The organism is Exiguobacterium sp. B2(2022) (assembly GCF_028823655.1).
GTDB classification, from domain to species: domain Bacteria; phylum Bacillota; class Bacilli; order Exiguobacteriales; family Exiguobacteriaceae; genus Exiguobacterium; species Exiguobacterium aestuarii_A.
Map to the genome: position 1 here is coordinate 1 of NZ_JAPEHX010000010.1, position 18206 is coordinate 18206.

Below are 18206 nucleotides of genomic sequence, written 5' to 3' on the forward strand. Positions count from 1 at the left end.
CTGAAATTTCTTCTTCACTGATTGGTTGTAGGTTTTTTGAAGATAAAATTGATTGAATTTCTTTTTCTTCAGATAAAGTCTTTGAAGTGGCTATTGCTTCTTGCGCCTCAATAAATTCATATTCGGCAGACGTCATATGATCTAAAACTTCTTTAGGCTCGCTTTCAGCTTTTGGTAATACTGTTCCTCCAAACATTAAAGTTGTTGCTAGAACAGTCGATAGAATTACTTTATTTAGCTTCAATTTTACGTTCTCCTTTTTTTCTGAAAATAATTTTATAAACGAAAAATACAATTGTAGCAGCAGCAGCAACATTAATTGTTTGCCAAATTATATCTAGCATTAATTCCCCTCCTCGCTTCCCTTTAACTATTGTATATCTTATCAATTATTTACCTTTTTTAAAATAATTTTTTGGAATTTTTTGTTTTTGACCATCTCATGAAAAAAAAGACACCCTTCGATAGGGCGTCTTTTTGCTCTAGTATGTCTTTCTCAACGTAATCATCGGCATATTAAATCCATCTTTCAGCTTTAGGATTAGCAATTCGCATCAATCCTCTTCTTTGACTGGTTCTGTTAATTCAGAAACAAGCACTTGGTCGACTCGTTTGCCGTCCATATCGACGACTTCGAAACGAAGGCCGTACGCTTCGACCACGTCCCCCCGCTTCGGAAAATCACCTAATGCGTAAATGACGAGTCCGGCGAGCGTATGATACGAGTTGCGTCCCTCATCGAAGCGATCGTCCCGAATCTCGAACGTTCGTTTCAAGTCCTCGATCCCGAGTAACCCGTCCGCTAAATAAGATCCATCCTCACGACGAACCACTTCCGGTGTATCTTCTTCAATCATGACTTCTCCGACGATTTCTTCCAAAATATCGAACAGCGTGACCATCCCGAGGAATCCACCGTATTCATCTAAGACGAATGCGATCTCGACACCATTTTTCTGCATCATCTGAAGCACTTGGCTCGCTTCACGTTGCTTTGGCACAATCAGCGGTTGCTTGATGCGTTTCAAAATCTGTGACGGCTCACGCAATGTCGGTAACGTCAAAATGTCACGCACATCGATATATCCGACAAAGTCGTCGAGTGAGTCGCGACCGACTGGTAACTTGTTATGCTTACTCTCATAAATCGATTTTTTCATGTCATCCATGTCATCCTCTAAGTCGACCCATTCGAGCGTCGTCCGAGGTTGCATGAGCTCATAAATCAATTGATCGTGGAACGCAAAGACGCGTTCGACTTGCTGCACTTCTTCATGGGCGAACTGACCTTGCTGAGCTCCTTCAAAGAGAAGCTGTTTAATCTCAAGCTCAGTCTCTCCACTCGTTTGTTCTGCCTTTAATCCAAGGAGTTTGAATAAGAAGAGCGTCGATTTCGATAAAATCCAAATGAATGGGCGCATCAACTTACTGAATAGATCGAGCGACGGAATGATTGCCATCGTTACTTTTTCAGGCGAGACGAGCGCAATCCGTTTCGGGACCAATTCACCAATGATGAGCGACAGATACGTAATAATCGTAACGACGGCCACATAAGCAACGGTTCCGGCATACTGCGTACTCATTCCGGCTTGTTCAAATGCCGATGCGAGCGGTGCCGAGAAGCGTGCGCCCCCGTATGCCCCGTTAATAATCCCAATCAATGTGATTCCGACTTGAACGGTCGACAACAAATCTGTCGGGTCTTTCGAATAATGAAGCGCAATCTTGGCACTTCGTTTCCCTCGATTTGCTTCAACCTCAAGTTTTGCAGGTTTCGATGAGATGAGCGCAATTTCTGTCATCGCAAAAATCCCGTTCAACACAATCAAAAACAAAACAATCAACAAATCAATCACTATGGAAGAATCCACTTTTTTCATCACCTCAGCTATTTTTAAAACCATACCGCTTCATTTTATCAAAAAATCGTTACAAACCTGTACCCGTTTTGCTCGAAAAAATAGCCACTCCTCAAGAAGTGGCTTCGTTGACAGCTTGTTTGGCGACGGCTGCGGTCTGAGACTGTTTAAAGAGAATTACTCCGATGAGCAGGACCGTAAGCCCAACGACTTGTCCAGCCGATAACGTGATTTGAGGCATCCCGAAAGCGCCATACAAATCGACGAGTAATGCCCAAATGAGTTGTGACACGAGAATAAGTGACACGGACAAAGTCGGTCCAAGTAGCTGGATGCTCCGCATGACACAATACACGACACCGACCCCAAGTAACCCACCAAGCCAATAGATGGGTGACACATCGCGTAATCCCGAAAGGTTCCCTCCGAATAACAGTAACGGAATGATGGATCCGACCAATCCGACGATAAAGACCAACACTGTCGTCGCCCAGGCTCCTAAATTTGTATTCATTTTTGCATTGACTGCCGCCTGGACACTAATGAATGCTCCAGCCACTGCTGAACAGATGATTCCAAAAATCATATAATCTCTCCTTACTCATAAAACATGCCGTTCGCACGTTCCTTCAATCGCTCACTATTTAATATGACAACTTCTTTTCTCGTTCGCGTGACCAATCCTTCATCGACGAACGCCTGCAACGTCCGATTCAAATGACGATAACTCGTTCCAAGCCATTCGGCGACTTCTTTACGCTTCAGTTGACTCATTTCAGCTTGAAACAGCTCGTTACCCGATTCACTAAGAGAAATCAAATAGCCCGCCAACCGTTCTTCAAGTGTCGACATGAGATGGTTGGATGAGGCGTTCGCCTCGATGAACAGCTTTTCGGACACCCCACGCAATAGATGTTCCGTGAATTCGACCGTACGATTATGACGACGAAGTACCTCGAACGGAATCCGTAAGCAGGTTACCGATCCAACCGCCTCGACAGTATGCAATACGTTACGACCACTCGCATATTCGATGTCTCCAATGAGCGTCGGTGCAGCTTTCAAACGAAGCAAGCGCAACTTCCCTTCTTCACTGAGTGTATAGATTTTGACACGTCCTTCGAGAACGACGAACAAGGATTCAATGTGTTGATTGTTCGAACAAAGCATTGTACCAGATTCATAAGTGACTAAAGAAGAAGCTTCAAGCGTTTCGTTAGAAAAAAGGTGATTCCACTGCAGTCGTGTCAGTGCATCCATCATATTCATCATGAGAATTGAACTCCTTACGCGAATGTATAAATTCCGATCCCGACGACCATTAAGACGAGTCCCATGACCTGTCCCGTATTCATCGGCTTCCGTTTGACACCAAACCAGCCATTCAAATCGATGATAAAGGCTCCTATCAATTGTGCCACAAGCAACACGCAGATTGCCCATGTTACACCAAGTTGTTGAATCGCTGTCAGTTCGCCGAAGACGACGAATACACCGAATAGTCCACCTAGACTATAATACCAAGGCACACGTTTGAAGGCCGTCATGTCTGCATCTCGTTTGAAAAAGTAAATGATGAGCGCCAACAAAAGTCCGACAAAATGGACGATTGTGACGGACATCCATGCCCCTACCGCATCTCCTAGTTTGGCGTTAAAGATTCCTTGTAAAGCAATAAACGTGCCAGATAGTATGGCAAATAGAATTCCCATGTCATTCCCCTCTCTCTTCGTCTGACTGTACAAAAAGAATGACCGCTTGAATAGGACATATGTCCAAAAATAAAAAGCAACTTCGAATGACCGAAGTTGCTTCATGTGTTTATCCTAGCAATTTGACAAGTTCTTTTCCGACCGCTTCAGAAGACTGAGGGTTTTGACCTGTGACGAGTCGCTCGTCGACTGCCACATTCACCGCCCAATTGTCAGCTCCTTTGAACTGTCCACCTTGATTGCGTAGTCCCGTCTCAAGTAAGAACGGTACAGCTGAATCGAGTTGCATTTCTTTTTCTTCTGCATCGGTGAACCCTGTCACTTGTTTATCTTTGACGAGTGGCTCATCGTTGCTCAGTTTCACGTTGACCAATCCAATCGGTCCGTGGCACACCGCACCGACAATATTTCCACTCTCATAGACGTTACGAATAACGCGTTGTAGCGTTTCATTTCCTGGGAAATCGACGACTGTCCCATGGCCACCTGGCAAATAAATTGCATCATATGACTCGTCTGCGACTTGATCAAGTCGCGCTGTGTCTTTGAGCAACTCGCGTGTATTTAGAATGTCTTCTGACAAGCCATCTTCTAAACTATTCGCATCGATTGGCACGTCTCCACCTTCGATACTCGCGACCGTCACTTTGTATCCTTCTTTTTCAAACAACAAGTAAGGAACGGCAAACTCTTCAAGCCAAAGTCCCGTTGCGTGGCCATTTGATAATTGATTCGCTGACGTCGTGACAATCAGTACATGTTTCGACATACTCAATTCCTCCTTCAATAATCAACATACGACACTATTGTTCCCGATTCATCATCCGTTAAACCTGATGAGCTGTCTCACCGTCATCAGGTAGTTCTATTTTTAACCTGGTGATTTATTCGTCCTGCCTTTATTTCAACACCCTTTTATACTGTAGATGAATCGACACTTAGACCTATGAAGGGGATATCTCGTATGACGAAACGAATGAATGACTGGGGGTTTCTCATTGTTGTCGCCATCATCATCTTGTTGCTTGTGCTCGGTCAGTTGCCAATCTTCATGTAATCTTCACGGACATTCCTTCACAAACTGTAGTATGATGGCGTTGTAAGCACTTACACTAAACCCGATAGGAAAGGATGAAGTTTACTATGTCAGAACGTATTTTCATCAGTCCGGCTAAGTATGTGCAAGGGAAACAAACGATTGATCGCATCGGAGAGTATGTCGCTCACTTCGGTTCAAACGCTTTACTCATTGCGGATGACGTCGTCTGGGAATTGGTCGGTTCGCGTGTGACACATTCACTGCAGGCGAGCAATATTGAAGCGACGAAAGCAGATTTTGTCGGAGAAGCATCAAAGCATGAGATCACTCGAATCGCCACAGATGCCAAAGAAAGTGGCACAGCGTTCGTGATTGGTCTCGGTGGCGGTAAGACGCTTGATACAGCAAAAGCGGTCGCAGATGAATTGGATGCGCGCATTGTCATTGTACCGACGATCGCCTCGACAGATGCACCGACGAGCGCCCTGTCAGTCATTTACACAGATGAAGGTAATTTCGAAAGTTACCGTTTTTATAAAAAGAATCCAGATCTCGTTCTGGTGGACACCGAGTTGATTGCACAGGCACCGCCACGCTTCCTTGCATCAGGCATTGCCGACGCTTTGGCGACGTGGGTCGAAGTGCGAAGTGTCCTTTCATTCGGAGGAAAGACGATGGCCGGTGGTGTCCCGACGCTTGCGGCGGAAGCAATCGCCGAACGTTGTGAAGAAGTATTGTTCACGTATGGTATTCAAGCGTATGAAGCCGTCAAGGCAAAAGTCGTTACACCTGCGCTCGAAGCCATCGTTGAAGCCAACACCCTATTGAGCGGTCTCGGCTTTGAAAGTGGTGGCTTGGCTGCAGCCCATGCCATTCACAATGGATTCACTGCGTTAGAAGGGGACATCCACCATTTGACGCACGGTGAAAAAGTTGCATTCGGGACACTTGTGCAACTCGCACTCGAAGGACGTCCTCAAGAAGAATTCGAGCAGTACGTTGCCTTTTATATGGCACTCGACTTGCCGGTCACACTCGAAGATATCAAATTGAAAGATGCATCTCGAGAAGATATCTTAAAAGTCGGAAAAGCCGCCACGGCAGAAGGCGAAACGATTCATAGCGGTTTTGATGTCACGCCAGAAGAAGTTGCAGACGCCATCATCGCAGCCGATCGATATGCCCGTCTTTATCAAGAACGGTTATAAAAATAGCGAGAGGAAGCTTACACGGCTTCTTCTCGCTGTTTTTTGGTCGGGATGAACGAAAGGACAATCCCCACTCCCATGCAACTGACTGTCAGGAAAAAGAAAGTCAGCTGATTCATATAGATGATATTCGTGAACTGGTTCCATCCTTCTGCGAAAGACTCGTTCGTAGATGAACGAATTCCTTCCCGAAGAGACGTCGCTTGCGATTGATTGGTCACCCAGGCAATCCCGGCCATGATGAGACTACCCAAACCTAATACGACTCTCCCAATCGGTCGCACGGATGCTGTGACCCGACGTGTCATGCGAACTGTAATCCAAATGAATAATAACAAAAACGGCCACCCAATCAAGAGCACAATCCAGTATACATTCCCTTCATTCGGCGTTTCCGACGGCCACCCAATCAAGAGCACAATCCAGTATACATTCCCTTCATTCGGCGTTTCCGAATACGGGGTCGTCATCACTTCACCAAGCTTAAAGATTACAAACGCAATCAACGTCACGATAAACCATGCTTTTATTAACTTCTCCATCTCAACACCTCGTCCTTAGTATAGCAAAAACACCGTATGCGTCTGCATACAGTGTTTAGTCTTTCGGGCGGACGACGTAGTAAATCAAAATGACGAGCCATGTCCACACTCCTGTGAAAATCCCAATAATCCCGACGATGAAGAATCCGAGCGGAATCATCGATTTCGTTCGATTGTAGTCCTTCCACATATTCGATAGCCCTTTAATATTAAAGTATAAAAAGGCAAAGAACAGGACGAGCAACAACAGTGGTAATCCAAATAAGACTTCCATTCGCTCACTCCTTTCTACGATCTCATTCGTTATGTTTATTGTATCGGATTTGACTCCTCGCTTCATCGGACCCAAGCTGTATCCTTATCCGACCTAAGGGTGGATAAAAGATGCTCAGTCCATCAAGAAAACGGGAAAAGGAACATCATCTAACCCACGAGGAGGCGTTTTGCCATGAAATCCCTGCGTATCTTGATTATTTGTCTGCTCCTGTTGCAAGCTTCGCCGGTGACAGCGGCATCATCGTCCCCACAACCAGGTTATACCATCAAAACAACCTATCTATACGGTCGTGCGATGCAATCTTCTCCTGTGTTGAAGACGTTACGAACAAATATCCCCGTTCGCTACACCACGTATAACCGAAGCTGGTCAAATGTCTATATCGGGAGTACAAAGTACTTCACTCCAACCGCTAACCTGAAAGCCGGTATCCCTAAAATGCCAACGGCCGACCGATTACGACTCGTCAATAAAACAAATGGGCTCCCGTCCACTTATCGTTCCCCACAACTTGTGACCTTAACCGTCCCAACTGTTTATCAAAAAGGAAGCGAACGTACATTGATGACAGCGGAAGCCGCTTACGCGCTAGCGAAACTGTATTACGCAGGTCGAAAGCAAGGTCATACGTTATACGCACTGAGCGCCTATCGCTCCTATTCAACTCAAAAATCTCTATATACCTACTGGGTCAATACACGCGGGGTCGCATACGCTTCAAAATATGTCGCCCGTCCCGGACACAGTGAACATCAAACCGGTCTAGCGGTGGATATGACGAGTCAACGTATGCGTCTAGGGTTATACGCCTCCTTTGACCAATCGCCCGAAGGAAAGTGGATGATTCAAAACGCCCATCGTTACGGCTTTATCGTCCGTTATCCGAAAGGAAAAGAAAACATCACTGGTTATAATTATGAACCATGGCATTTGCGCTATGTCGGGGTAACCGAAGCAACGATGATGAAGCAGAAGAACTGGGCGTTTGAAGAATGGTGGGGCAAACGTTGAGTGAGCATCCTTTTTTAGACATTTCCCTGTTCACGGTATAATGAAATCATCTTATTCGTATAGGGGGATATGCCGAATGTGGATTGTCATGAATAAACTAGACGTTGAAAAAGGAAAGGCCGATGCGGTCAAAGCACGTTTCGAGACGACAAAAGGAATCGAAGCGATGGATGGCTTTGTCCGGATGCAAGTGTTGACGGATACGTCCGATGCAGCAATGGACCATGTGGTCATCATGACCACATGGCGGAATGCGGAAAGCTTTGAAAATTGGCGCGACAGCAATGCCTACAAGCACGCCCATAAGAAACGAGATGACGGGACGTCGGAAGTAAAACCGATCGTCCTCGGCAACACCGTTACCCAATATGAGGTCGCGATTGAACACCTCGCCTCAACGGAGCGCGTTCAGTAAATCTTGAGGGCGAATGATTCCAAGTAACGTTTCATCCGGGCTACCGGTATTCGTAATCAGGAGGGCGTCGTATCGTGCGCCCTCTTTCATTTGTGTGAAGCAATGTTGTGCCTCGATGACCGTCGCATCTTTTCGAATGAATCGATACCGATGCATATGTGGATCATGATGAAGCACATGCTTCACACGCACTCCTTTGAGTGATAAGTTGGTCCCGTCGATTGTCTCGGCCAGCCAACTCGTCACTCCTTTTTTCGTCAGAAGACCACGCCAAGAACCATTGTCGTGATATACGGGAAACTGTGAGTAATTTTTATCGCGAATCTCTCGGAGCACCTCCGTCAAAAAATCTTCGGACTGAAACGTCACCACCGACTTCTCAAACAATGGGATGACGAGACGTGGATGAAGGAGTTCCCGCTCCACTTCTAAAATCAATTCGACGAGCGACTCGTGGGGCTCCGCGATAATGAAATCGGGTTCACGCCGCTCATGAACGATCGCATTTCGCAGTTGACTCATCTGATGTAAATCTTCTTTATATCGATCGATGATTGGATTTTGTTTCGCTAACCGATTCACCATGTTGCTAAAACTGAAATGTTGCCCATCCCCCATCTCTCGACTCAAGTAGTCCTCGATTCGATGATAGGATGCTAAAAATTCTTCAGCACGACTCATGTGACCACCCTCCTTAACGATACATGTATACCCTCTTTTTCATCATTTGAGCAGGAAACTGTCCATTCATCCCGAATGACATAGAAATCATCTTGATGATCAAGGAGGGCTGTCATGGCGACATCAGTTCAATCCACATCCCCATCTTCACAACAGTCAACATTTCGTGCGGGACTTCGAGCAGGTATTCCCGTTGCCATTGGATATATCCCGATTGCCATCGCTTTCGGTCTTTTGGCAAAATCGTTTTTTTTCATTTTCGCCGGTGCCAGTCAGTTCATCACCGTGCAATTGCTGATGACCGGTTCGATGTATTGGGAAATCATTCTGACGACATTCATTTTAAACTCTCGTCATTTTTTGATGTCTGCCTCGCTATCCCAACGGATCGAGAGTACATCTAGAAAACTACTAGCTGCCATTGCGTTCGGTGTGACCGATGAAACGTTCAGTGTCGCTTCCACCCGAAAAGAGGCACGTTCCGGTCTGTTCGTTCTTGGGTTGAATACGATTGCCTTTCTCGCCTGGAATATCGGTACTTGGATTGGTGTGTTTCTCGCTTTCGGTCTTCCCAGCACGTTACAGGCGAGCATGGGCATTGCGCTATATGCGATGTTCATCGGGTTACTCGTCCCGTCCTTGACGACTCGACCTGTCTTCGTCGTCACGAGTTTCGCCATCGTCATGCAAGCGGTGCTTCATTGGATCATCACGCCGCTCTTTCCAATCTCGGACGGAATTCGAATTATCATCGCGACTGTTATCGCGGCCGGAATCGGTGCTTTTCTATTTAAGGAGGAAGAGATTTCATGATGTCCTTATTTTTGCTCGTCCTAGGATTGGCGCTTGTCACGTATCTTCCTCGACTCGTCCCGCTACTCTGGTTAAAGGAATTGGCGTTACCGGCATATGTGAAACGATTTCTTTCTTTCATCCCGTATGCAGTATTGGCTAGTTTAATTTTTCCGGGAGTCTTGTCTTCGACGACTACTACGACGTCCGCTTTGTTTGGAGGAGTGGTTGCTACGACACTTGCGCTACTCCGGGTCAATCTCGTCGTTGTCGTCATCGGAGCCGTATTCGGTGTGTACGTATTCCAAACCCTATTCTAAAAGGAGCCGCACACGAGGTGCCGCTCCTTTTTTATGCAGATATCGCTTGTCGACGAAGCCTTACGAATACGTCTACAAATTCGGCGTCCCATTGCGTGCCACGACCGCTCTCTAAAATAGAGAGTGCCTTTTCCATCGGCATCCCAGAGCGATAAGGTCGATCAGACGTCATGGCGTCATAAGCATCAGCAATCGCCATGATTCTTCCGAACAACGGAATGTCAACCTCACTTAAGTGGTCCGGATACCCTTTTCCGTCGATTCGTTCATGATGCGACCGAACCCCGGCCAAAATCGGTTGAAGGGATGCCGGTAAATGAATTTGACTTAATATATGAATGCCAATCGTCGGATGTTCCTGAATCTTTGAAAACTCTTCGTCTGTCAACTTCCCTTCCTTCAGCAAGACATCATCACGAATCCCGATTTTTCCGATGTCGTGAAGAAGTGCAGACTTATTGAGCAAGTCGATTTGTTCCTTTGGCAAATGAAGCGCACGGGCAAGCTCTACCGAGTACATCGCCACACGTTCTGAATGACCGGCCGTATAAGGGTCCCGTGCATCGAGCGTTGCCGCGAATAAAATGAAGAGGCTGTCTAACAGTTGCGCATTCTCTTGTTCCCGAGCATTCACTGTCTCGACCATTTGGTTAAACCCACCAATCAATTGAGCGAACTCATCTAAATAGGGGTTTTCGATTTTTTGAAGTCGTCCTGATTCCATCTGTTCGATTCCTGACGTCAAAAGGCCAATCGGGCGTTTAATATTGTCATAGAGTAAGAAACTACATAACACCGCAATCCCAACGATAATGACAAGAATCACGAACGCCCAATTCCAATATGTATCCGTCCGAGTCGAGGTCGACAATTGAACGCTCGAGGCCAACATGAACAACATGATTGGAAAGACACCCGTAATGAGCATGCTGATCAATAATTTAGTCCGGACACTGAATGAGCGATACGTTGCATGGATAGGCTGATGATACAGTTCGAAGTGCCTTTCTTTCATATACACGAGCAGCGGCTCCACCGACCGTACCGTCAAAAAGTACTCAATCAACGCGTGCAACACGGCAATCATGACGGCACCGATGGCGGCGAGACCAATCAAACGATACGGTAATTCCATCCAGCCTTGATAAATACAGAGTGTCGTCAAAGCGATTGACGGAATGGATAGGCCAAACAAGTGAGGACCTAAAATTCGCTGTACCGTTAAAGTCGGGAAGCGACTCGCCTGTTCGAACGCCGACGTCAACTCTTGACTCGTTGGAGACTCCGCACTAAAAAACTGGCGGATTGGTCGGATATGTTTACGATACAATAGAAGTTCTGACGTAATCATGATCATCCCTGAACTGAACATAATGGCCAGAAGCAGTCCGATTTCACGAACTGATAACTCAAGCGTCTGAAAAATGAAGACCCCGCCTACTCCAAAAACAGCCAATCCCGAGCCGATGATATAGTTGATTACGAGCGTTCGTTGAAATCGTTCAAACATTCCTTCACCCCTAGACTCTTTTCTTTTACTATCGACCAAATGAATGCTTTTCTTCAACATAAAAAAAACGGATCTCCGCATGGGAAATCCGTGAAAGAATCTTTTAAGGTCGTAACGGACCATCGTTGTCGTCAAGTGAACGATTGTCTTGATCTGGAGTGATATTGTCGTGGAACGGATTTGGTTCCGGCCCGTCTACGTGATCTCCCGTTGAATCATGAACGTCTCGCTTCACTTCGTTCTTCGATTGTTCCGCTTCCTGCTTCGACTGCTCCACACCTTGTTTGGCTTGCTGTTTCGCAGCTTCCGCTTCACGACTCATCTGTTCCTTTTCTTTCTCGAGTCCTTCTTTTGAAACTTCCGTCTGATCAATACGGTGCTCCGCTTTTTTCAAGTAGCGTGCTGCCGTCTCGCGACCGCCAAGACCGAATGCAAGACCGAAGGCGAGGGCAACAGCTCCAAGAATGAGAAGGAAGGCCGTATTGACAATCATCGGCGCGATGCCGAGTTGACTGATGGCCATGAAGAAGACGAGTCCGAGAATCGCATATTTCGCTACGTAGCGAAGTGCACTCGGTTGTCCTGCGCCATCGACAAGGACACTTCCGACCAAACGTTCTGCCATATTAGCTAACCAGAAGCCGACTGCCAAGATGATGAGTGCCGCAATCACCATTGGCAAGTAAGCGAAGATTGCTGTCGCAAGAGACGCCATGAACTCGAGATTGGCCACCTGAAGTGCTTCAGATACGAAGAGTAAGATGACGATCACTTGTACAATGACACCGACCACTTGGGCGATTGACATCGAAGATGCTCGTTCCCCGAAGCCCATTTTATGCGCCAATGAATTGACACCAAGGTTTTCAAGGAGTGATACAACGACACCTTTTAACCATCTTGCCACGAATACACCGACGAGGACGAGGACGATTGCGACCAGGATGTCTGGAATCATGACAAGGACATCATTGAGCATCGCAATCGCTGGTTCCGAGATTCCTCGAATATCCAACGCTTCAAGTGCCGAAATCGTGACCGGAATCATGATGAAGATGAACACGATTGTACCGATTGCTTTCGCAAGACTCGATCCCTTCACATAATCAGAAAGATGGAATCGCTCTGCCAATCGATCTAATCCTGCTGCTTCAAGGAACTTCGTCAAAATATCACGTACAATCTTCGCGACGACATAACCGATTGCGAAGATGAGCGCTGCTGCCACAAGTTTCGGAATAAATCCAAGGAAACTGTTTAACAAGTCTTCGAATGGTCCGCTGACCCCACGAAGTCCAAGTGCGTCAAGTACAGCCGGTAACGCCAATAAGAGGACGAGGTAGAAGACGATATTCGCGACCGTATCGACCCATTTCGTTTGGTTGACACTTGTCGATTCTTGTCCCGTCTTTTCCATCAACTTGCTTAAGTTCAAGCGATGTCCCGCCATTTGAATCCCTTTTTTCAAAAGGGTAGCGATGACCCACGCAACGAGTAAAATCAGACCTGCTTTAATGACACCGATAATCAATCCAGAGAATCCTTCATAAATCTGACTGAACGGCTCCGTGATTGCAGGAACGTTCATAAATTCAAAGATAATCAGGAATGCGAGAAGTAAGACTCCAAAGAACACCACTTTTGCAATAATGCGTTCAGGTGTCCACTTATCTCCTTTTTCTCCGTCTTTTTTGATACCGGCCCGCTCATCGAGTCGTGCCTTCTTCAATGCTTTTCGTGTCACGTTTTCCAATACTTTCGCCAAGATATAACCGACTACGAGAATAACAATTGCCAGCAAAAGCTCTGGTAGCCATGACATGAACGAATTGAAGTTATACGTTGTATTGTTCATCGAATCTTCCTCCTTTTTTTATGAAATGATTACTTTTCCTTAACAGTGTTCTTTATTTAAATACCTATATTTCAAAATCATCAAACATCGTGCACATGACAACTCTTTCACATCACTATTACAATTCAATGGAAATGGGTAGGTAAGTAAGAGAGAAATCGTGTCAAATCCCGCGAGATATGATACGAATAACATGAGAAGTCATTTTAGGAGGAATTCGAATGAACATCGCTTTAGTGGCTCACGACAAAAAGAAAGACGATTTGATTGTTCTCATTAAAACGTATGCACATATTCTAGAAAAGCATCAATTGTTCGCAACAGGTACAACTGGTAAGCGAATTGCGGAAGCGACCGGATTACCCGTGCATTGTTTCCGCTCAGGACCGCTTGGAGGGGACCAAGAAATTGGAGCTGCTGTCGCACGCGGAGAGATGGATATGATCATCTTCTTCCGGGATCCATTGACTGCCCAACCTCATGAACCAGACGTGAGCGCATTGATGCGTCTTTGTGACGTTTATTCCATCCCCCTTTCGACAAATATGGGAGGAAGCGAGATTTTGATTCGAAGCATCGAACAAGGTGATTTCGAGTCGCTTAAACTTTCTCATAATGACGAACCACCTGCATGACGATGACAAACCAAGAAAGGAGAGGAATCTCCCTGGAACCGAATATGATTCATGACCCGAACGTCCAACAGTTTTTCAACGAGGTGCGCAAGCGCTTGATTGAACTGATTGGAGATGAGGCGGAAGCGGATCGCCTCTTGCTGGCTCTCGCCGGCTATATCCGCCATGCGGAGAAAAGTGGACAGTCGTTAGACAGTCTCTTAAACCAAGATCCGCATGAGTACGCTCGTTTCCTTATCGAACAACCAGAAACAAATGAAGAATATCGCCGTCGCTACCACGTCTTGATCGATGCCTCGGATGAATTAAAACCTCATGAAAAAGCTCAAGCGAATCGAGATTTCGATTGGGCGGTCAATCAACTGGACGAAGCCAAACTCTCATTGAAAGAGATTGAAGTTCGTGATCTTGCATTCCTCGCTTATACGAAAATCGAAGCGCTCAAATCATCACGGACGATTTGGAACCGTTTCGGCTGGTTGCTCGGTATGATTTTGGCATTTTCATACGCCAACTTACTGCTCGTCATCGACGATGTGTTCAGCGGACGGTTGTTCACTGCACCGATGTCGACATATCCAATCGACTATCTGGCCTTCCTGTTACCTGTCCTCGTGACCGGTGCCATCTTCGGTATCTTGACCCGTTTTCGGCACCACATTCATACGCTCGGACGACGGATCGCATTCGCTTTACTCATCGTGGTCGTCTACGTCACGTCCATCTTTTTGATTCAACCGCTCTTGATGACAATCGGTTGGTCGTTCATCATTCAATTGACCCCACTGTATGCGCTCATTTTGTTAGCAATCAGTGGTTTTATGGCCATTTGGACGTTGATTGAGTTCGTCTGGAAGAGTACACGTTGTTCACTCGGGGACGACACGCTCATGCTTTATTATTAATCTGCGCCACTCCTATTAGGAGATGGCGTTTTTTGTTTCAATTTTGGATAGAACGGAAATTACTCCTATTGTGACGCTATTTGAAGATTGGCAAAAATTAAGGGGGTATTCGATGTCAGAACGTAAAATGATTGGTCTGTTTCAGACGGAACAAGAAGTCATGCATAAAGTAGACGAGTTGAGGGCTGCAGGGGAAGCCGAAAAGAATATGCATGTCGTTGCCAAGCGAGATGGGGAAATCTCTGCTTTGCGTGACCATACGGATGTAAACGCCGAGGCTGGAGTTCGAGACGTGAATTTGCTCGATCGCGTGAAAGCATTCCTACATGGAAGTGACCGTATCCGCGATGAACTTCGCAACATGGGACTCAGCGACGCCGAGGCAGAAGAATACTATGATGCCATCGATGAAGGCCAGATCTTACTCTATGTCGATCGTCATTCTTATGATCGCTATCCGAACATGTACAAGAAAGATAGTGAACTCGATCATGACAAAGGTGAGAAGGCGGATGGGATTGCTTTTGATGCCAAGCCGTTCAACGATCATGACGAGGAACCAAAAGGTACAAAGGATGACCCGATTGTTCGCGGACATTCAGGTTTAGAAGACCATCGACGATTATAAGGAGGAATTACTATGAACGAGAAACGATTCATCAGTATGCACGAGACACAAGATGCAGCGCTTGGAAAAATTGAAGAGTTACGCGCAAAAGGGTACGAGGACTCACACATTTACGTCGTCGCGAAGCATGAAGACAACGTATCGATTTTGAGACGGGACACAGATGTTCATACGGAAGCTGCACATCATACAAGTTGGTTCGATAAGGTCCGATCCTTCCTAAGCGGACATGAAGATGTTCATGCCGGTTTACGAAATATGGGACTTAGCGAAGATGAAGTGAAACGTCACTATGACGATGTTGAAGCCGGTAAGATTCTCGTCTATGTGGATGAGGACTTCGAGCGTCGTCATCAAGACGGAGTGACGGTCGATGCGAAACCGTATCAAGACGCATCGTCTACTCACCTCGGTAGCCATACAGACGACGGATTAGAGATCGACTCGAAACCATATCATGAGGCCCAGACCGTCGACCCAAGTCATCCGGTGGACCCGGAGCAAGACAAGCTAGATGAAGAAACGAAGAAACCTGATCGCGAAGAAAAGCTACGTGGGCTCGATGACCGTGCGTATCGAAATGACGTAGAAGACCCAGATAACATTCGACGCTTTTAATTGTAAGAAGAGCCTGACGCGCGCGTCAGGCTCTATTTACGTCAATCGATTCTTCGGTTCTTTTCCTTCCAGCACGTTCACGATAGCATCTCGGTTCAACGCCATCATCGCGAGACGCGTTCGAATCGAGGCACTCCCGATATGCGGTAGTGTCGTCACGTTCGGAATCGTCAATAGTGGATGATCCAAGTCGACCGGTTCTTTTGTGAACACGTCGAGTCCCGCTCCCCAGATTTTCTTCGCCTTGAGTGCCTCATACAACGCCTGTTCATCGATGATCTCTCCACGAGCCACATTGATGAAAATCGCTGTTTCTTTCATCTTGGCAAACTCATCTGCCCCAAGCATTCCACGCGTCTCGTCCGTGAGTGGTGCGAGAACGACGACGAAATCAGATTGCGTCAACAGTTCATCGAGGTCCGCATACGTGAAGCCATACATCGACTCTGACTCGTGACGACGCGTCCGATTATGATAGAGAACGTCCATGTCAAATCCTCGCGCCCGTCGTGCGACCGCTTCACCGATTCGTCCCATTCCGATGATCCCAAGTTTCGCTTGATAGAGGTCCATCCCGACATATCCCATCGGAAGCCACGATTTCCACTCACCGGCACGTAAATCACGCTCGGCCTCTCCGAGACGTCGAGCCGTCATCATCATGAGTCCAAACGTCAGGTCCGCTGTCGTTTCCGTCAAGACGTCCGGTGTATTGGTTACGATGACGCCCTTCTCTTTCGCTGCGTTCAAGTCGATGTTGTTATAGCCGACGGCCAAGTTGGAGACGACCTCTAATTTCGTTGCACGCTCAAACACTTCGCGGTCAATTGTGTCACTAAGCATCGTCCAGAGTGCATGCGCAGATGAGACTTCTTCTAGAAGCACCTCACGAGGAACACTTTTCCCCTCATGTTCCCACATATGCACGTCATAGTGTTCACGAAGCGGCGCGACCGCTTCTTCCGGCAAGCGTCGTGTAATATAGATTCGTTTTTTCATCTTTCTCCCCCTCTCTACGATTACTTGTAGTCTAACAAAAGGGAGTCGTTAGGATGGTTGATTCGACTTCGGGTTTTGTTTCAAGAACTGTTCAAACAACGAACCGAACTCTTGATTCAATAACTGTTCAATCGTTTTTGAGGAATCCATCGCATTTCGATAGGCAATTTCGTTGATGGCGAGCCCGATTGCCCACGTGATCCCTGAGGCAACCGTCGCATTGATGACACCAGCAGCCGCATTCGCTCCCGGGAAGAACTTCATGACATTCAATAGAATCGTTTTCGATAACGTACGCCCAATCTGTGGGATAATCGTGCTTCCAATGAGCGTCTTCAGTAAATCATCACTCGCCTTCACGCCCCAATAGCGAAACAGATGGACGCTCATCGTCACTTGAATCGGTGTCAAGGCCACGGCATCTGCAAACGGAAGCGGGACCGCAGCGGCCGTTCCTGCGCTCGCCACATACCCTGAAATGATTCGATTTGCTTTCTTCCGTTTCAACTTGAGCATCGTCTCACTCTCTGCTTGAATCTCCATCAAGAGCCCTTCCTGCAAAGAAGCATCTAGCTGTTCGACTGACCACACAATCAACCGTTCCCAATCAACATACTGTCTCAATGTTTCGTTGTTCAGTATTTCCGGGGCGATACTGACCTGAAACACGGATTCTTCCGATACGACCCCATCCAGTTCATTTCGTAATGCTGTCAGTTCATCTAAATCGACTTGGTCAATCTGTGTAAATAAGACAGCGACAGCAGTCGATTCACGAAGACGACGAATGAGCGCCTTGTCGAGTGGCGTGACACGTTTTGTCGCGGCGTTGATTGTGTACCAAACGAGATGGATTCGTTCGGATGCTTCTTGTTGCTTTGCGTTCTCCACAAACCCGATGACTTCTTCCTCGTAATGTTGTTGGCGTGCACTCCCAATCTCGTACCCTTCGCTATCAAACAACGTGACCGCAATATCGTCACTCTTATATTGATGGATTCCCCGAGTGACGGGTTCCCCTGCCGCCACCTTTGTCAAATCCCGACCAAACACATGGTTCACGACCGAACTTTTCCCTGCTCCCGTCGCCCCTGCGATGAGGATGTTTGGTTTTTTGACATTGCCTCGTAGCCGTTCGAGTTCTGCCTTTACATCATAATCCTTAAAATCAAATCGTTTCGTCGATTCCATTTACGT

Annotated in this window: 22 protein-coding genes; 9 read left to right on the plus strand and 13 right to left on the minus strand. The window is 46.7% G+C overall.

Going from position 1 to position 18206, the window contains the following annotated elements:
- The 6 genes from ON063_RS03115 to ON063_RS03140 all read right to left on the minus strand — a co-directional run.
- Positions 1-244 (minus strand): hypothetical protein (locus ON063_RS03115; protein ID WP_274664201.1); only part of this gene is annotated, 244 nt, incomplete at its 3' end.
- 310 nt (positions 245-554) lie between these two features.
- Complete coding sequence (locus ON063_RS03120) at positions 555-1883, minus strand: hemolysin family protein (protein WP_214695701.1); 1329 nt, start codon at positions 1881-1883, stop codon at positions 555-557.
- Positions 1884-1974: 91 nt separating this feature from the next.
- Complete coding sequence (locus tag ON063_RS03125; protein WP_274664202.1) at positions 1975-2448, minus strand: DMT family transporter; 474 nt, start codon at positions 2446-2448, stop codon at positions 1975-1977.
- Positions 2449-2459: 11 nt separating this feature from the next.
- Positions 2460-3134 carry a Crp/Fnr family transcriptional regulator gene (locus ON063_RS03130; protein WP_274664203.1) on the minus strand — a complete coding sequence of 225 codons (675 nt, stop codon included), beginning with the start codon at positions 3132-3134 and terminating at the stop codon, positions 2460-2462.
- Positions 3135-3148: 14 nt separating this feature from the next.
- On the minus strand, positions 3149-3574 hold the full coding sequence (locus ON063_RS03135; RefSeq protein WP_274664204.1) for a DMT family transporter: 426 nt from the start codon (positions 3572-3574) through the stop codon (positions 3149-3151).
- Positions 3575-3683: 109 nt separating this feature from the next.
- Positions 3684-4343 carry a type 1 glutamine amidotransferase domain-containing protein gene (locus tag ON063_RS03140; protein ID WP_274664205.1) on the minus strand — a complete coding sequence of 220 codons (660 nt, stop codon included), beginning with the start codon at positions 4341-4343 and terminating at the stop codon, positions 3684-3686.
- A 374-nt stretch (positions 4344-4717) separates the two neighbouring features.
- Here ON063_RS03140 and ON063_RS03145 point away from each other — a divergent pair, with 374 nt between their 5' ends.
- The gene (locus tag ON063_RS03145; RefSeq protein ID WP_214746693.1) at positions 4718-5821 is read left to right on the plus strand and encodes a glycerol dehydrogenase; all 1104 of its coding nucleotides are present in this window, start codon (positions 4718-4720) and stop codon (positions 5819-5821) included.
- 17 nt (positions 5822-5838) lie between these two features.
- Here the strand turns inward: ON063_RS03145 and ON063_RS03150 are convergent, their stop codons facing one another.
- Together ON063_RS03150 and ON063_RS03155 are read right to left on the minus strand one after the other, a co-directional pair.
- Entirely contained in the window at positions 5839-6363 is a 525-nt protein-coding gene (locus ON063_RS03150) for a hypothetical protein (RefSeq protein ID WP_274664206.1), read from the minus strand.
- A gap of 55 nt (positions 6364-6418) precedes the next feature.
- On the minus strand, positions 6419-6637 hold the full coding sequence (locus ON063_RS03155) for a hypothetical protein (RefSeq protein WP_074036747.1): 219 nt from the start codon (positions 6635-6637) through the stop codon (positions 6419-6421).
- Between the two features lie 174 nt (positions 6638-6811).
- On the opposite strand from ON063_RS03155, the gene ON063_RS03160 reads away from it, so the two are divergent.
- Both ON063_RS03160 and ON063_RS03165 read left to right on the plus strand, forming a co-directional pair.
- Positions 6812-7651 carry a M15 family metallopeptidase gene (locus tag ON063_RS03160; protein WP_274664207.1) on the plus strand — a complete coding sequence of 280 codons (840 nt, stop codon included), beginning with the start codon at positions 6812-6814 and terminating at the stop codon, positions 7649-7651.
- Between the two features lie 76 nt (positions 7652-7727).
- Positions 7728-8066, plus strand: a complete 339-nt coding sequence (locus ON063_RS03165; protein ID WP_274664208.1) for an antibiotic biosynthesis monooxygenase — start codon at positions 7728-7730, stop codon at positions 8064-8066.
- Here the strand turns inward: ON063_RS03165 and ON063_RS03170 are convergent.
- Positions 8046-8747: a CBS domain-containing protein gene (locus ON063_RS03170; RefSeq protein ID WP_274664209.1), complete on the minus strand. Its 702-nt coding sequence runs from the start codon at positions 8745-8747 to the stop codon at positions 8046-8048. The two genes, ON063_RS03165 and ON063_RS03170, sit on opposite strands and share 21 nt — an antisense overlap.
- Before the next feature lie 114 nt (positions 8748-8861).
- On the opposite strand from ON063_RS03170, the gene ON063_RS03175 reads away from it, so the two are divergent.
- On the plus strand, positions 8862-9560 hold the full coding sequence (locus ON063_RS03175; protein ID WP_274664210.1) for an AzlC family ABC transporter permease: 699 nt from the start codon (positions 8862-8864) through the stop codon (positions 9558-9560).
- Positions 9557-9859 (plus strand): AzlD domain-containing protein, encoded by a 303-nt coding sequence (locus ON063_RS03180; RefSeq protein WP_274664211.1) that lies wholly within the window; start codon positions 9557-9559, stop codon positions 9857-9859. The genes ON063_RS03175 and ON063_RS03180 overlap by 4 nt, the downstream gene beginning before the upstream one ends.
- A gap of 31 nt (positions 9860-9890) precedes the next feature.
- On the opposite strand, the gene ON063_RS03185 is transcribed toward ON063_RS03180, so the two are convergent.
- Positions 9891-11369: an HD-GYP domain-containing protein gene (locus ON063_RS03185; RefSeq protein WP_274664212.1), complete on the minus strand. Its 1479-nt coding sequence runs from the start codon at positions 11367-11369 to the stop codon at positions 9891-9893.
- A 103-nt stretch (positions 11370-11472) separates the two neighbouring features.
- Positions 11473-13224, minus strand: a complete 1752-nt coding sequence (locus tag ON063_RS03190) for a mechanosensitive ion channel (protein ID WP_274664213.1) — start codon at positions 13222-13224, stop codon at positions 11473-11475.
- Between the two features lie 221 nt (positions 13225-13445).
- Here ON063_RS03190 and ON063_RS03195 point away from each other — a divergent pair, with 221 nt between their 5' ends.
- The 4 genes from ON063_RS03195 to ON063_RS03210 all read left to right on the plus strand — a co-directional run bounded on the left by ON063_RS03195 (position 13446) and on the right by ON063_RS03210 (position 16010).
- Positions 13446-13859: a methylglyoxal synthase gene (locus ON063_RS03195; protein WP_026824646.1), complete on the plus strand. Its 414-nt coding sequence runs from the start codon at positions 13446-13448 to the stop codon at positions 13857-13859.
- The gene (locus ON063_RS03200) at positions 13856-14764 is read left to right on the plus strand and encodes a hypothetical protein (protein ID WP_274664214.1); all 909 of its coding nucleotides are present in this window, start codon (positions 13856-13858) and stop codon (positions 14762-14764) included. Before ON063_RS03195 ends, ON063_RS03200 begins: the two co-directional genes overlap by 4 nt.
- A 112-nt stretch (positions 14765-14876) precedes the next feature.
- Positions 14877-15392, plus strand: a complete 516-nt coding sequence (locus ON063_RS03205; RefSeq protein WP_274664215.1) for a general stress protein — start codon at positions 14877-14879, stop codon at positions 15390-15392.
- 12 nt (positions 15393-15404) lie between these two features.
- Positions 15405-16010 carry a general stress protein gene (locus ON063_RS03210; RefSeq protein ID WP_274664216.1) on the plus strand — a complete coding sequence of 202 codons (606 nt, stop codon included), beginning with the start codon at positions 15405-15407 and terminating at the stop codon, positions 16008-16010.
- A 36-nt stretch (positions 16011-16046) separates the two neighbouring features.
- On the opposite strand, the gene ON063_RS03215 is transcribed toward ON063_RS03210, so the two are convergent.
- Entirely contained in the window at positions 16047-17009 is a 963-nt protein-coding gene (locus ON063_RS03215) for a 2-hydroxyacid dehydrogenase (protein WP_274664217.1), read from the minus strand.
- Between the two features lie 48 nt (positions 17010-17057).
- Complete coding sequence (locus ON063_RS03220; RefSeq protein ID WP_274664218.1) at positions 17058-18200, minus strand: YcjF family protein; 1143 nt, start codon at positions 18198-18200, stop codon at positions 17058-17060.
- Positions 18201-18206: the final 6 nt, after the last annotated feature.

What these genes read in the sequence shown, in the direction of transcription:
- ON063_RS03135 (WP_274664204.1), bottom strand. Translation starts at nt 3,574, where the DNA reads ATGGGAATTCTATTTGCCATACTATCTGGCACGTTTATTGCTTTACAA.
- ON063_RS03195 (WP_026824646.1), top strand. Translation starts at nt 13,446, where the DNA reads ATGAACATCGCTTTAGTGGCTCACGACAAAAAGAAAGACGATTTGATT.
- ON063_RS03170 (WP_274664209.1), bottom strand. Translation starts at nt 8,747, where the DNA reads ATGAGTCGTGCTGAAGAATTTTTAGCATCCTATCATCGAATCGAGGAC.
- ON063_RS03185 (WP_274664212.1), bottom strand. Translation starts at nt 11,369, where the DNA reads ATGTTTGAACGATTTCAACGAACGCTCGTAATCAACTATATCATCGGC.
- ON063_RS03200 (WP_274664214.1), top strand. Translation starts at nt 13,856, where the DNA reads ATGACGATGACAAACCAAGAAAGGAGAGGAATCTCCCTGGAACCGAAT.
- ON063_RS03120 (WP_214695701.1), bottom strand. Translation starts at nt 1,883, where the DNA reads ATGAAAAAAGTGGATTCTTCCATAGTGATTGATTTGTTGATTGTTTTG.
- ON063_RS03210 (WP_274664216.1), top strand. Translation starts at nt 15,405, where the DNA reads ATGAACGAGAAACGATTCATCAGTATGCACGAGACACAAGATGCAGCG.
- ON063_RS03150 (WP_274664206.1), bottom strand. Translation starts at nt 6,363, where the DNA reads ATGGAGAAGTTAATAAAAGCATGGTTTATCGTGACGTTGATTGCGTTT.
- ON063_RS03175 (WP_274664210.1), top strand. Translation starts at nt 8,862, where the DNA reads ATGGCGACATCAGTTCAATCCACATCCCCATCTTCACAACAGTCAACA.
- ON063_RS03220 (WP_274664218.1), bottom strand. Translation starts at nt 18,200, where the DNA reads ATGGAATCGACGAAACGATTTGATTTTAAGGATTATGATGTAAAGGCA.
- ON063_RS03130 (WP_274664203.1), bottom strand. Translation starts at nt 3,134, where the DNA reads ATGATGAATATGATGGATGCACTGACACGACTGCAGTGGAATCACCTT.
- ON063_RS03160 (WP_274664207.1), top strand. Translation starts at nt 6,812, where the DNA reads ATGAAATCCCTGCGTATCTTGATTATTTGTCTGCTCCTGTTGCAAGCT.
- ON063_RS03140 (WP_274664205.1), bottom strand. Translation starts at nt 4,343, where the DNA reads ATGTCGAAACATGTACTGATTGTCACGACGTCAGCGAATCAATTATCA.
- ON063_RS03165 (WP_274664208.1), top strand. Translation starts at nt 7,728, where the DNA reads ATGTGGATTGTCATGAATAAACTAGACGTTGAAAAAGGAAAGGCCGAT.
- ON063_RS03205 (WP_274664215.1), top strand. Translation starts at nt 14,877, where the DNA reads ATGTCAGAACGTAAAATGATTGGTCTGTTTCAGACGGAACAAGAAGTC.
- ON063_RS03190 (WP_274664213.1), bottom strand. Translation starts at nt 13,224, where the DNA reads ATGAACAATACAACGTATAACTTCAATTCGTTCATGTCATGGCTACCA.
- ON063_RS03145 (WP_214746693.1), top strand. Translation starts at nt 4,718, where the DNA reads ATGTCAGAACGTATTTTCATCAGTCCGGCTAAGTATGTGCAAGGGAAA.
- ON063_RS03180 (WP_274664211.1), top strand. Translation starts at nt 9,557, where the DNA reads ATGATGTCCTTATTTTTGCTCGTCCTAGGATTGGCGCTTGTCACGTAT.
- ON063_RS03125 (WP_274664202.1), bottom strand. Translation starts at nt 2,448, where the DNA reads ATGATTTTTGGAATCATCTGTTCAGCAGTGGCTGGAGCATTCATTAGT.
- ON063_RS03215 (WP_274664217.1), bottom strand. Translation starts at nt 17,009, where the DNA reads ATGAAAAAACGAATCTATATTACACGACGCTTGCCGGAAGAAGCGGTC.
- ON063_RS03155 (WP_074036747.1), bottom strand. Translation starts at nt 6,637, where the DNA reads ATGGAAGTCTTATTTGGATTACCACTGTTGTTGCTCGTCCTGTTCTTT.